Genomic DNA, 13442 nt, shown 5'->3' with positions numbered 1-13442 from the left:
CCTTTTCGTTCGCCACAGGCGAACGAAAATCCATACAATCCAGCTCAAAAAGCTGATTGCCATTTTAGGAAAATAATTTTCCGATATGTTATTTTTCGATGTGTATGGTTATCGGCGAAAGTCGAAAAGTGGATAACCCTACTTTAATTTGTGTGCTGTATTTCCAGCGAAATAAAGATACGTTTTTTTATTGATATGATATAAATTGCATACAAAAGCACCTCCAGAATTTAGAGGTGCTTGTTTCTTATTTCAAAAAAATTAGATATTGAAAATGAATTTATAGGAATACAAATTCCGAAGGGCTTCTTCTTCAATCATCGTTTCAAAACAAGTGTAATTCTTGGTTACGTATTTGCGAATACTATCGCCAAATTTTCGTTCAACGTCTATTTTAGAATTCTCTAAAAGTCGGTTTTGAGCTTCTTCGCTCAGGTCTGTAAAATTGAGATATACCATAGCTCTGGATTTTAGTATTCGCTTGGTAACATCAGCGTATTATTTACAAAAAATAACCGCAGTTCATCAAGCGGAAAATCGGTTACTCTATATCCGTGTTTTTCGAGAATATTATCGTTGCCATCGGTATAAATAATTTCAGCTTCATAACCTGTAAAATCCTGTTTTTCTTTGGACAATCTTCTAAAGTCTATGGTTACAAATTCGCTTCTATTAATCAGACTTTTTGCAATTACGGATGTGTCCGTAATCAGCCAAAAACATTCTGCGACCTCGGACAAATATTTTAGTCCGTCCGTAAATCGGGTTCGTAATAATGGAATAGAATAGAACATTTCCGTACCGTGAAAATGTTGTAATCCTTCTTTAATTTCGTTAACTTGTACTTTCATTGTGAATATATTTAATGTGTGAATAATGAAAAAAAGAGGGCGCATCTTTAGACGGTTACGCTCTCTTTAATTTTTGAATCCTACTTTTCGTTTTTACTTCCAAGTAATAGGATTTCATTTGCTTCAACCTCTGTTACATAGCGTTCATTGCCATCATCGGTTGTATAGGTTCGGGTTTTAAGTTTCCCGGTAACACCTAGTTCTTTGCCCTTGCTTACAAATTTTTCGATAATTTCAGCGGTCTTTCCCCAAGCAACAACAGTATGCCAATTGGTATCAGTTTGTTTTTCCCCTTTGGCATCCTTGAAATACTCGTTTGTTGCCAATGAAAAACGTGCTACTTTTTTACCGCTTTCAAGGTTTGTAATGGTTGGCTCTTGTCCAACGTTTCCGATTAACTGTACGTGATTTTTTAAAGTACTCATAATAAAATATTTAAAGATTAATTAAAATGCTATCTGAACCATTCAGACAGTTTATTGTTATATTTTTTTGAAGTGATTTACTTATTATATCTTGAGCGTTTTCCTTTTTTGTTTTTTTTGGTGTCGCTTACTTTTTGATGTTTTTGTAAGATTTCATAAGATTTATTTTAGATTTACTTCCCATAGCGCCCTCGCTGTTACCTTTTTTTGTTGCTTAGTGTGATTCAATATTCAGTTTTGGTAAGGCGTATAAAAAGTGAAGCTTTGCGCAACGGTTTATGCCGCTGTCCAAAAATGAATGTTGTTGTTTTGCTGTCAAAAAGAGGTTAAGCAGTGAGGGTATAGAAGTTTATTTAAAGGCTTATATGAAGTATAAAAACATAGGAAGTGATACCAAATCATTAAATTGAATTCCTATCAGGCGAACTCTATTCCCGATTTTGGCTAGGGAATGAGATGTTCCTTCCCAGAGAATCGGGAAGGATTAATGGAATGGAAAGCTAAAATTGGGGATTGTGTTCAAGATAATTGTAGCGCAGCTCTTTTCCCGTAGTGTAGCTTTTCGCGAAATGTAGGGGAATGTGCTAAACGGTTTATGAATACGTATCTCTATCATTAATTAGAATTTAGGCGGACTTAACTTTAAAGTTGAAGATTGATAATGAAGTGTTTTTTAATAATAGGACTAGCGTAATGGAAATCGGAAGCTTTAAAGTTGTGTCCAAGACTTTTTAATGAAGCGCATTTCCAGAAATGAAGCTTTTATTGCGGAATGTAGGGGAATGGGCTGAATGGACTACGGAGAAAGTCAATCCTTTTTAACGTTATTTGGAAGTATCTTATTCTTCAGATAATACATCACGGAACTTATCTACCATTAATTCTCTCGGAAATTTATATTCCGAAAATCGATTGCTTACAGGGGAAAGTTTGTGATAGAAATAGGCATTAGCTTGTTCACGCCCATTTTTTAAATTAGGGTTATTAATTTTCTTTTGAAAATTCATGCCGCGGTGATGCTTTTCTATTATTTTTCTAAAATTAGAATCTTTTTCCTTTAGATGTGGTAGCCAATAAATTAAAGTATCCATATCTACAAAAGTCAAATCTCTAATAAAATTACGATTGTATTTATCCCCAAGTTTTTCCTTGACCAGCTCCAAATACCATTTATTCAAGATATAGTTCATCCCTAAAATCTCAAAAATTCTATCGCTAACTAATAGTATAGGGTAAATTGTTATATTCTTTTTATGGTTGACATATTCATCGTAAGGGAACTTATCCTCCACAATTTGTTCGATAGATTTTACCAACTGCCCGATTCCTAATGCACGGCTATCATCCTTAAGAAACTTTTTTTTTAATAACTTTTTTATTTCCGCTATATCGGATGAACTTTTAATTCCTGCGGCTACAAGAATGTCCTTATTTTCGAAGAGATAAACCCTGTTGTTATGACGTACGTAATAATCGGGTTCATTGTCTTTTGTATTTTCAATCTGTTTCTTGACCAGATATTTCCAGTGAAAGATGTCGTCAAGAACAATTTTCATTAGAACTTCCTCAGAAAATTCAGTGTTGTAAAAACTAAAGAACCTACCGTCCGTTGGTTTTAAATTATGGTGCTTGTTATATGCATCTTTAAGTATGAAACGAACACTCTTAAAAAACTTATCTACTACAAAGAAAAAGTCGATGATAGAAAAAGTCTGATGATCAATTTCATAGATAGGATAATTTTTAAGATTTGTAAAATCTGTCGACTCTTCTATTTCAGCTGAAGCCAAAGTTTTAAGAAAACGTAATTTATCTTTTTCTTCTAATCGGAGTTTGTAGCTATTATTGAGTTTTAAATTTAGAAGAGTGGCAAAGAGCAGTTTGACTTGTTTTTTCAAATCTTCGGTATCGTCTTCCCCAAATATTTCACAGAGCGCATTCCGTAAATATTTATATTCTGCTTTTGATCCCAAAAACTGAAGGAGGTGTTCAAACTTTATCAAAGTAACATATACCAATTTTCCAAATTCCAAGTCCGTGTTAGAATAGATGCCAATGTCCGCAGAAGAAAATGCCATCGTAATGAGCATATCTGCCATCCTATCAATATTCTCTTGTGCATCGCCGAAGTATTGCTTGGTATTGACCTCTTTATTAATTACCAAGAATGCCTTTAAGATATTTAGCTCATCAGCCGTTTTGTCGTCGTTAGGATTGTCGTCCAACAAACTCTTGCGATTGGCCAAGATAGTTTCGGAAAGCCTTAAACTGGCTTCTCTTGAAATAACTTCAGGTTTTTCAGGAATCTGATTTTCCTTACCATATTTAGTGACTCTTTGAATTATATCCCAACTAACGTCGGGGTCAGAAATAAAATTATCAAAATTAGGTTGTGGAACGGTGGTCGTAAATCCTATGATTCCAAGTAGGGTTGAAGAAGATACCTGGCTTAAATAATCTAATATAGGTTTTGGTTCCTCCTCGGGAAAAACATTTTCGAATTCAAGTCTTTGAACAGTTCTAATCATATGCGCCTCATAAAATTAATTATTTAATACTCGTGAAAATAGTATTTGAAATCAAAATGCGCTATTTGGTATCAACTTAAATATTAATGCGAAAATACCAAAATGTTTTACCTATGTTGTACCTGTCCTTTTTTTCGGTTCGATTTCAAACAAAAAAAAGCCGAAGATTTCTCTTCGGCTTTTGTACAGGTGGGGAGACTCGAACTCCCACACCTTGCGGCACCAGATCCTAAGTCTGGCGTGTCTACCAATTCCACCACACCTGCATTTTAGAATCTTTTTCGACTTTTACTTGTCTAAGTCCTAAGTCTAGCGTGTCTACCAATTCCACCACGCCTGCATCTCAATATGTACTCGGTCGCATTTTGGGCTAAACCCCATTTACCACCACCCATTATTTAATGGGATGCAAATATAAGGCAAAAAATCATTTCTGAAATACTCTGGCATTAAAAAAATTATTGATTTTTTTGTCGTTTCATTCCACGACCAGCCTATCAATAACGCTTTGGCAAATAGTCTTCTTTAGATGTCGGAATTAAAGAAGGCAGGCCAACAGTGAATTTTTAATTTTCACAACAATTCAATAAGATTTGTACCGTTATTTGTATTTTTAGATACGATACAAAGCTATTTTTATGCAACATATTAACGAATACCTCAACACACACAAAGACCGATTTATTTCAGAACTTATCACCTTGTTAAAAATACCCTCCGTAAGTGCCGACCCAGCCTTTACCCAAGATGTATTAAACACCGCCGATGCCGTAAAACTAGCTTTGGAAGAGGCGGGTTGTGATTCCGTCGAAATTCATGAGACCAACGGCTACCCTATCGTATATGGTGAAAAAATTATTAATCCCGATCTGCCAACGGTGCTCGTATACGGCCATTACGACGTACAGCCCCCAGACCCCCTAGACCTATGGAACTCACCGCCGTTCGAACCTGTCATCAAGGAAACAGAACTTCACCCTGGTGGGGCCATTTTCGCCCGTGGCGCCTGTGATGATAAAGGCCAGATGTACATGCACGTAAAGGCCTTGGAATTTATGATCAAAACAGAACAGTTGCCCTGTAATGTCAAATTCATGATAGAAGGTGAAGAAGAGGTCGGTAGCGAAAACTTGGGCTTGTTTGTAGCAGAAAATAGAGAAAAACTAAAAAATGACGTCATTCTAATTTCCGATACCGGCATGATTGCCAATGACGTGCCTTCGATAACCACGGGTCTACGCGGGTTAAGTTATGTCGAGGTCGAAGTGACCGGCCCGAACCGCGATCTTCATTCGGGACTCTACGGTGGTGCCGTTGCCAACCCCATCAATATTTTGGCAAAAATGATCGCTTCGCTACATGACGAAAACAACCATATCACAATTCCGGGGTTTTATGACCGGGTCGAAGAGCTTTCACAAGAAGAACGTACCGAAATGGCAAAGGCTCCATTCCATTTAGAAGCATATAAAAGAGCCTTGAACATTCAAGCCGTGTATGGCGAAAAGGGCTATACCACCAATGAGCGTAACTCCATTCGCCCTACCCTTGATGTCAACGGAATTTGGGGCGGCTATACCGGCGAAGGCGCAAAAACCGTGATCGGGGCAAAAGCGTATGCCAAAATATCAATGCGCTTGGTGCCAAATCAAGACTGGAAGGAAATCACCCAATTGTTCAAGACCCATTTTGAAAATATCGCTCCTGAAGGAGTGACCGTCAAGGTAACCCCCCACCATGGGGGACAAGCCTATGTTACACCTATCGATCATATTGGCTACCAAGCTGCGGCTAAGGCCTATGAAACAACTTTTGGAAAACCACCCGTACCACAACGAGGCGGCGGTAGTATTCCTATTGTTGCCCTTTTTGAAAAAGAATTGGAAAGCAAGACCATTTTGATGGGCTTCGGCCTCGATAGTGATGCCATACACTCCCCCAACGAACATTTTGGTATTTGGAACTACTTAAAGGGCATCGAGACCATCCCTTATTTTTATGAGAATTTTGTTGCGCTACAACCATAATCCTAAAACAGCTCGTAATCCGGCACAAAGCATTTCTTAAAAATCCAGCAAAAATCAGTATCTTTAAGTTATCCTCTAAAATGATACGTTATGAGCCATAGTTACGACATGGTCAATAGGGTCAGGCAGAACAAGGCATTGTTGGGCAGAAAAAAATTCAGGGTAAATCATAGGGAGAATATCCATTCTGACGAAAACAACCCACATACCGAATACAATTTTCCACAAGCCTCACCAGATGACCTTAATAAGATTAAAATGGGTACAAGCTATGCCAATTATCTGAACGCAAAGCAGTCGACCCTTATATTTATTTTGTGTATGGCTGCTGTGGCTCTACTACTTTTTATCATTATCAACTACGCATCGATAATTAAATAAAAAACAGCAACAGTGATTCGATTAAGTCCTTGAATTCAAAAAAACCTTAGGTCTTCTTAACGTATTTGGTGATAATCACAATTTGCTGACCGTCGACCTTTCCTTCAATGTATTCGGCATTTTCGCGATCTAAAGATATTCGGCGTACGGCCGTTCCTTGTTTGGCGACCATACTAGACCCTTTTACTTTTAGGTCTTTGATCAACACCACATTATCGCCATTTTCCAAAATAACGCCGTTCACATCACGATGAATAATTTTTTCACTTTCGGCAACGCCCTCTCCAGTAGCTTTTGCCCATTGCAGGGTTTCATCGCTCAAGTACAGCATATCGAGCAAATCTTGGGGCCACCCTTCAGCCTTTAAACGCGATAACATACGCCAGGCAACCGCCTGAACCGGGGCATATTCGCTCCACATACTATCGTTCAAACAACGCCAGTGATTTGCATCTGTAGTATCGGGATCTTCAATTTGACCGATGCAAGTAGCACATCCTAAAAGGCTGCCATCGACACCTCCTGTAGAAACTGGCGGCACTTCATAAACACTTAAGTTATCGGTAGCACCACAAAGCTCACATTTTCCACCACTTCTATTCGTCAATTGTTCAAGTACCTGCATTGCTCATATAATTTTAAGAGTTGCAAACTTAGGACTTTCCCTCATAAAATAAACCGCAATACTAAAAACAGTACCACTAAAACTAATTTCTAGGGCGTTACCCTTCAAAAGTCGGGTCGGGCTATCCGTTACAAGTCCTCAGGCCGAAAAGCCATTGCGGGCTTTTCACTGCTATCCCTAACGCGCCCTATTCACCTTGGTCGGCATCCGAAGAAAAAGCAATATAAAATAATTTATTTCACTCTACATTTGTAGAATTAAAATATTTACTCTACATTCGTAGAACAAACTTCTAAACTCAAAGGGAATGCAGTTGTCAAAATCAGAAGAAGAGCTTATGAACATCCTATGGAAACGGAAAAAGGCCTTTATGAAAGACCTGCTTGAAGCCTACCCCGAACCCAAGCCTGCAACCACTACAGTGGCGACCCTTTTAAAGCGCATGACCGACAAAGGTTTTGTGGCTTACCAAAGTTTAGGGCGGTTGCGGGAATATTACCCCTTGGTCAAAAAAAAGGATTACTTCTCAAAACATGTTAACGGACTCATCAAAAACTTTTTTAACGACAGTCCGGGGCAATTTGCTTCTTTTTTTACACAAGAAACGGACCTCAGTAAAACCGAATTGGAGGAATTAAAAAAACTGATCGATAACGAATTGAAAAAGAAATAACATGATACTTCACCTTCTAAAATCGAGTCTCTGTCTGGCAGCCTTCTTACTGTTCTATCAGATTTTTCTGGAAAAGGAGCACATGCACCACTTTAAACGCTACTTTCTGTTGGGTTCGGTATTACTGGCATTGGGTATTCCCTTTATCACTTTTACCGAATATGTAACGGCTCCGTTGGAAGTTTTTCAACCCATGTCTTTCGAAGTCGCCTCACCGGTTACCGTAAATCAAGACATTTCATTCCAGTATTGGCCATTTATTTTATGGTCTATCTATGGCCTTGGGGTTATCGTATTCGCTTTCAAGTTCATAAAGAATTTATGGAGTATTGGAGAAAACATACGTATCAATCCTAAAATAAAAATCAATGAGTTCATACATGTACTGCTTCAAAAAGCGGTCATTCCCCATACTTTTTTCCGATATATCTTTTTAAACAAACAGCAATTCGAGACAGATCGAATTCCGGAAGAGGTCATGGTTCACGAAGAAACGCATGCGAAACAACTACACAGTATCGATGTACTTGTTATTGAACTGCTACAAGTATTGCTTTGGTTTAATCCGCTGGTCTATTGGGCCAAATACCATATCAAGCTTAATCATGAATTTCTGGCCGACCAGGCCGTACTTGCCTCGAGTACCAACACAAATAACTACCAGAAGCTACTATTGTCCTTTACCGAACATCATCATCAATCATTGGCGAACGCCATTATATATTCATCAAATTCATCAATCAGACTTAGCCTTTTCGGGAAATCGTTCACTTTTGGGCGAAATCCCGTGGGGCAGGTCAAAAAACGTTTTAAAGTCATGAAAACACACACCTCAAAAAAATCGGTATTATTCAGAAGCTTCCTCCTATTACCGTTGCTTGCCCTATTGGTCTATGGGTTTAGCGATACGAAAATCAAGACCAAAAAATCAGACGTGAATACTTCTATTTTGTCCCAACAAAAACGAGCGAATGGAGCAACGGAAGCGATGATGAAAGAATACATTACGTTTATAGAGAATTATCAAAGGGCCGAAGTAAAAATGATACGTGGCGATAGCTATGAACGTATTGTAGCCATTTACGATTTGATGACGGAAGAACAGAAGGCTTCGGTCACCAATTACAATATAATTAAACTGGCACCGATTAATCTCACAGATACAAAACCACAAGCTCCTTCACAACATCTATTAGATCAATGGAAAAACAAGGAATATTGTGCTATCTGGATTGACGGAAAGGTAACCGACAATACTTTTTTGAACAACAAAAAACCTTCTGACTTTAGCCATTATTTTTCAAGTTTCGTTCATAAAAATGCACGTAGCCTAAGATTTCCCCAAGACTATCAAGTACACTTATACACTAAAAGCGCATTTGACGAAGCTTATCTTAAGGCAAACGTTAATACCTATAACCAACTCCTTATCCAATATAACAAAGCAAGAAAAGATTATATTCAAAGCTTAGGGGGCAATCATTCGGAATTGAGAATTTTAGAGGCTAGATTGAATCTTGTTTATCAAAAATTATCCACTTCAGAAATACAAAAATATAAGGTGCAGAAATGGGCGAAATTACCAGATCCAACTGTTATTGAAGTTAAGGGATCGAAAGGTCAACTATTTGACACTTACGAAACAAATCAAAAAGGTGCCACCCAAGATCAACTTAAGAAATTCAACACCCTTGCCAAAAAATACAATGCACAACCCCAAGACAAAAGAGTCGTTCCATTACAAGATCTTAAAACATTGGAGCATATTTACGGCCGTATGACCGAAATACAAAAAAAGGAAGCCCAACCGTTTCCCGAATGCAATGCACCTCTTGAAAATCTCCAAGGAGCTATTGATTTCATCAAAATTCTAATAAACAAAAATGGCCAACTACTCGTTGGATCTGAGCTTGTCACAATCGAAAAATTAGATTCGTTCTTGATGAAATTCAACACGCATCTTTCAAAAGAAGAGCGACAAAAGTCCGTTCGTGCTATAATCGTAGCAGATAAATCCGCTCCGAAAGCGACCATAGCTACCGTTGAAAATTTACTTAACGAATATGGCGTAGCACAAATTGACATTAGAGGACCAGAAAATTCGTCTCCTCCCCCGACCCAAAATGGCGCTACCAAAGATCAAATTAAGGAATTCAACACCCTTGCCAAAAAATACAATGCTCAACCCCAAGAAAAAAGGGTGGTTCCACTACATGATCTTAAAACATTGGAGCATATTTATGGCCAAATGACCCAGACACAAAAAAAGGAGGCACAACCATTTCCCGAATGCCCTGAGCCGCCCAAAAAACCGGCTTCCCCAATTGCCCCAAACAAGTCAAGCCAAACCCTTCCACCACCTCCCCCGCCAGTTGCAGTTCCCGATGGGAAAGAAAGCCAGGCCATTCCACCGCCACCGCCACCATATAAAACTCCCAACCCGGAAAAACATTCCAAAAAACTCTTAAATGCTTTTAAAGAATTTGATACAAAAGCCAACACCTACAGCAAAGCTGTAAACAACTATACGCAGCACAAGAAAGGAACAATCACCAATCTTCAAAAACTGTACAAAGAAACGATGGTCGACTATGACAATTATGTTGACTTGGCAGTGGAGGCTGGTTTAATGTCAAAGCCTATTGAAAAATCGACCAATTAAATACGGTACGTAAAGTGTCTTGGCATACTTCATTGCGAGGCACGAAGCAATCTAAAACATTTTGTTTCCGACAAACAGATTGCTTCGTGTCTCGCAATAACTAAATATTTCAACTAACTATCTCCATTTTAGTGTAACAAATCTTCTTAAAAAACGTCACATATGTTCATCATCAATCAAATCAGAACATCATGTTACAACGTTTTTTCATCCGCTGTTCCGGGGCGGACACGTCTATTCTTGACACCTGCTCGCAAGGAGAGCAAAACAAATACGTAGGTATCGGAGCCACCGTTTTCTTTACGGCCGTTATGGCCTTTATTGCCAGCAGCTATGCCCTATTTACGATTTTTGATACTATTTATCCCGCTATTTTCTTCGGATTGATTTGGGGACTTTTGATCTTTAATCTCGATCGTTTTATTGTTTCCACAATTAAAAAGCGCAACAGTTTTGGTAATGAGCTGCTGCAAGCTACACCACGAATCATTTTAGCGGTGATTATCGCTGTCGTCATCTCGAAACCTTTGGAACTTAAAATATTCGAAAAGGAAATAAATCAGGTATTACTTGATCAGAAAAATGAAATGACCCTGGCCAACAAGCAGCAATTGGCACTACAGTACACCCCTGAAGTCGAAAAACTACAACAAGACATTACTTCATTAAAAAACGAAATTGCCGTCAAAGAAGCAGAAACGAATGCACTTTACGACACCTATATTGCCGAAGCCGAAGGGCGGGAAGGCACCTTTTTATTAGGAAAAGGTCCGGTTTATGCCGAAAAAAGAGAGAAACACGACGCTTCCTTAGCCCAGTTGGAGGGCTTGAGGGAGACCAACAACCAAAAAATTATCGGAATTGAAAGTCAAATCGCTTTGTTGAATTCCACTTATACCGAGGAAGTCAAAAACGCCCAACCTGTTATCGACGGTTTTGACGGACTCATGGCCCGAATTACCGCGTTAGGCGAATTACCTTGGTTTCCATCCTTCTTTATTTTTCTGTTGTTTTTAGCCATCGAGACTTCCCCGATTATTGTCAAATTGTTGGCACCAAAAGGAGAATATGACCTTAAGGAAGAAGATGCCGAAAGTGTTCTTAAAACGTGGGTTACCCAAAAAGTATTCCAACGTGAACAACTTCTGGCTACGGATACAGCTTTAAATGAAAAGATATATAACGAAATCGCCAAAGAAGATTTGGTATATGCCTATAAAAAACAAAAGGCCGAAGAACTCTTGAAAAAGCAGGCCGATAAATTCTATGAAATTCAGGTCAAAGGCTTGTAGTCTATCTGCACCGACCGGAAACCATAAAGTTAGCGTCTGAATAAGGTACCCGACCAAATACATTATTAAAAAAGGAAAATTACTTTTTCTTAAGAAGCGCAACCCAATCTTGATCCGCTTCCGTTTTCGGGGGATTGCCCAAATCTTGGACGCTTCCGCCATTTAAGGCCTTGATAGATCCTTCCTGTAATTCCCCACCTTGTAAAGGATCGAACCATAACAGTGCGAATTCACCATTTGCTTCTGTCAAATCAATCGTATATTTCCCAATATCAGGCATGTAAACGGTATAAACTTCGTTTTGCTTCCGGAAACAATACGCATCCTTTAAATTAACTAGACCATGTTCGGGTTCCATTTCCCAGTAAGGGAGATTATCCCTGAAAAATGCAAGTGCATAATCCGTTAATTCCCATAGTCGGTCACGTGAACGCCAGTCTTCCGTATTAAGATCGTGATAACGGTTATTTGCCCCGAAATACCATTCCACACCAGCTGCTCCAGATAGGAGCGTTCCCCAAAGAACATAACGTCGTAAGGTGTCGTGATTGGCATCTAACGAATCGGAAACCGCACCGGTATGCCACATGCCGATTTCATCCATGGTAATCATCCATTCGTGCCCCGCATCACGTGCCTTTCGCTTCCAAGTTTCAACGACTTCAGCCGCTCCTTCGCGTTTATCGACCTGTAATGACAACCCGTCCAATTCTTCGAACCCGACAATGGAATCTAAAATATTTCCCCGTGCGGGATCATGGGAATGGGTATGCAGCAAAACAGGATGATTATAGGGGTCGCTTTTCTTTATAAATGTGGTCATCGCCCTGCGCTGCGCATCATTTTGGGCAATCGGCGTAAAATCGGCAAAACCATTTTCCTCTCCCAAATTATAGTTCAAAGCAAGGTGATGCCCGAAACGCGCTATCAATTCGTTTATGTAAAGTTGTCGTAACGCCCCTGTATCGCCTCGATCCAGCATGGTTTCGTTCTCTGTTTCCTGAAGTACGAGATGTAATAAAATGCCCTTAGATTGCATGTGTTGAAAAACGATCTCCCACTGTTCCAATTTACTGACATCGAATCGGGTAAAATCATCGGGCGTTCGATACGGCCAAACATCTTTTCCATCGCCCAGAATATTCAATGTTAAAAAATAGACGGCGTTCATGCCTTTCGAAGCCAAGTAGTTCACCGCGCCGATAATCGCTTTTCCCTTTCCGTTCTGCCACGTAGGGTCTCCCACTTGCCAATCGTTTAGGTGGGGGATATACTTATGAATGCTGTTGTCCGTTTTGGCTTCACCGTCGTCATTCGAACTTTGCATTCGATAGGTTCCGTCAAAATCTTCATAAGCCAAAAAATTCTCGGGACTGTCCGCTCCTCCCTTGATCCAATAGGTGCTGGCATCCTTAAAATGAAAATGGCCGTTTTTATGCACCAAACGTCCCTGACCACGAAAATCAGGTTTCTCTTTATTGGAAGGAACAACCTGAAATTTACCCGAAGCATTTTTTAAATGGATTGCTTGCGCTGAACTATAATCGGTACTTAAAGCGATAGAATCACCATGATATAGCGACGCAGCATAAGACCATTCACCTACTTTATCAGGAGTAAACCGCACTTGCCATACGCTCCCGGAATCTGAACTCGTTTCGGCAGCATCGCCATCGGCCGCATAAAAACCACGAATGGTGTATTGGCTGTTCTTATGTTTAAACTCAACGGATAACTTATAGTTTAAAAACGGATTATCATCCGCATTCTCCTTGGTTTCAGGCCCATTAAATGGCAAGGTCACCGTATGCCATTGCTGATAGGTTTCGAGCACGACTTCCTTTTCTTTCCCCTCACAGGAAACGAGCAAAAGTACCAGAACATATATGCTGAATTCTTTCATGATTTTCTATGGTTTCATTATGACCGGTTCGCTACAAAAAGACTAAACACCAACAAGATACTTCTTTATTCCTTT

At 39.3% G+C, this 13442-nt stretch carries 11 protein-coding genes and 1 tRNA gene; 5 read left to right on the top strand and 7 right to left on the bottom strand.

All coding sequences use genetic code 11. The features are described 5' to 3' along the window. Positions 1-261 precede the first annotated feature (261 nt). From AACZ88_RS20275 to AACZ88_RS20255, 5 genes are all read right to left on the bottom strand, one after another. Positions 262-459, bottom strand: a complete 198-nt coding sequence (locus tag AACZ88_RS20275; RefSeq protein ID WP_339714476.1) for a hypothetical protein — start codon at positions 457-459, stop codon at positions 262-264. 11 nt (positions 460-470) lie between these two features. Further along, a complete protein-coding gene (locus AACZ88_RS20270; protein WP_339714473.1) occupies positions 471-851 on the bottom strand; it encodes a DUF6876 family protein in 381 nt (126 codons plus the stop codon). An 80-nt stretch (positions 852-931) separates the two neighbouring features. Continuing rightward, positions 932-1276, bottom strand: coding sequence for a single-stranded DNA-binding protein (gene ssb / locus AACZ88_RS20265; protein ID WP_339714470.1), 345 nt, complete (start codon positions 1274-1276; stop codon positions 932-934). 839 nt (positions 1277-2115) lie between these two features. After that, positions 2116-3804 carry a hypothetical protein gene (locus AACZ88_RS20260; protein ID WP_339714468.1) on the bottom strand — a complete coding sequence of 563 codons (1689 nt, stop codon included), beginning with the start codon at positions 3802-3804 and terminating at the stop codon, positions 2116-2118. A gap of 184 nt (positions 3805-3988) precedes the next feature. Continuing rightward, positions 3989-4070: transfer RNA gene (locus AACZ88_RS20255), tRNA-Leu, on the bottom strand. A gap of 372 nt (positions 4071-4442) precedes the next feature. On the opposite strand from AACZ88_RS20255, the gene AACZ88_RS20250 reads away from it, so the two are divergent. Continuing rightward, complete coding sequence (locus AACZ88_RS20250) at positions 4443-5831, top strand: dipeptidase (RefSeq protein ID WP_339714466.1); 1389 nt, start codon at positions 4443-4445, stop codon at positions 5829-5831. Positions 5832-5921: 90 nt separating this feature from the next. After that, entirely contained in the window at positions 5922-6212 is a 291-nt protein-coding gene (locus AACZ88_RS20245) for a hypothetical protein (RefSeq protein WP_339714464.1), read from the top strand. A gap of 46 nt (positions 6213-6258) precedes the next feature. Here the strand turns inward: AACZ88_RS20245 and AACZ88_RS20240 are convergent, their stop codons facing one another. Next, positions 6259-6837, bottom strand: coding sequence for a PhnA domain-containing protein (locus tag AACZ88_RS20240; RefSeq protein WP_339714462.1), 579 nt, complete (start codon positions 6835-6837; stop codon positions 6259-6261). A 307-nt stretch (positions 6838-7144) separates the two neighbouring features. On the opposite strand from AACZ88_RS20240, the gene AACZ88_RS20235 reads away from it, so the two are divergent. From AACZ88_RS20235 to AACZ88_RS20225, 3 genes are all read left to right on the top strand, one after another. Then, positions 7145-7510 carry a BlaI/MecI/CopY family transcriptional regulator gene (locus AACZ88_RS20235; protein ID WP_339714459.1) on the top strand — a complete coding sequence of 122 codons (366 nt, stop codon included), beginning with the start codon at positions 7145-7147 and terminating at the stop codon, positions 7508-7510. Between the two features lies 1 nt (position 7511). Next, entirely contained in the window at positions 7512-10172 is a 2661-nt protein-coding gene (locus tag AACZ88_RS20230) for a M56 family metallopeptidase (RefSeq protein WP_339714456.1), read from the top strand. A 191-nt stretch (positions 10173-10363) separates the two neighbouring features. Continuing rightward, positions 10364-11464: a DUF4407 domain-containing protein gene (locus AACZ88_RS20225; RefSeq protein WP_339714453.1), complete on the top strand. Its 1101-nt coding sequence runs from the start codon at positions 10364-10366 to the stop codon at positions 11462-11464. 79 nt (positions 11465-11543) lie between these two features. Here AACZ88_RS20225 and AACZ88_RS20220 read toward each other — a convergent pair whose 3' ends face one another. After that, positions 11544-13367, bottom strand: coding sequence for a DUF5060 domain-containing protein (locus AACZ88_RS20220; protein WP_339714451.1), 1824 nt, complete (start codon positions 13365-13367; stop codon positions 11544-11546). Positions 13368-13442 lie beyond the last annotated feature (75 nt).

This window comes from uncultured Kriegella sp. (assembly GCF_963975415.1).
Taxonomy (GTDB): Bacteria; Bacteroidota; Bacteroidia; order Flavobacteriales; family Flavobacteriaceae; genus Kriegella.
Note: the sequence above shows the minus strand (reverse complement) of the source record. Positions and strands in the feature narration are given on the sequence as shown.

Coding starts and splice junctions, on each gene's coding strand:
- ssb (WP_339714470.1), bottom strand. CDS start 1,276: ATGAGTACTTTAAAAAATCACGTACAGTTAATCGGAAACGTTGGACAA.
- AACZ88_RS20250 (WP_339714466.1), top strand. CDS start 4,443: ATGCAACATATTAACGAATACCTCAACACACACAAAGACCGATTTATT.
- AACZ88_RS20240 (WP_339714462.1), bottom strand. CDS start 6,837: ATGCAGGTACTTGAACAATTGACGAATAGAAGTGGTGGAAAATGTGAG.
- AACZ88_RS20235 (WP_339714459.1), top strand. CDS start 7,145: ATGCAGTTGTCAAAATCAGAAGAAGAGCTTATGAACATCCTATGGAAA.
- AACZ88_RS20260 (WP_339714468.1), bottom strand. CDS start 3,804: ATGATTAGAACTGTTCAAAGACTTGAATTCGAAAATGTTTTTCCCGAG.
- AACZ88_RS20220 (WP_339714451.1), bottom strand. CDS start 13,367: ATGAAAGAATTCAGCATATATGTTCTGGTACTTTTGCTCGTTTCCTGT.
- AACZ88_RS20275 (WP_339714476.1), bottom strand. CDS start 459: ATGGTATATCTCAATTTTACAGACCTGAGCGAAGAAGCTCAAAACCGA.
- AACZ88_RS20225 (WP_339714453.1), top strand. CDS start 10,364: ATGTTACAACGTTTTTTCATCCGCTGTTCCGGGGCGGACACGTCTATT.
- AACZ88_RS20230 (WP_339714456.1), top strand. CDS start 7,512: ATGATACTTCACCTTCTAAAATCGAGTCTCTGTCTGGCAGCCTTCTTA.
- AACZ88_RS20245 (WP_339714464.1), top strand. CDS start 5,922: ATGAGCCATAGTTACGACATGGTCAATAGGGTCAGGCAGAACAAGGCA.
- AACZ88_RS20270 (WP_339714473.1), bottom strand. CDS start 851: ATGAAAGTACAAGTTAACGAAATTAAAGAAGGATTACAACATTTTCAC.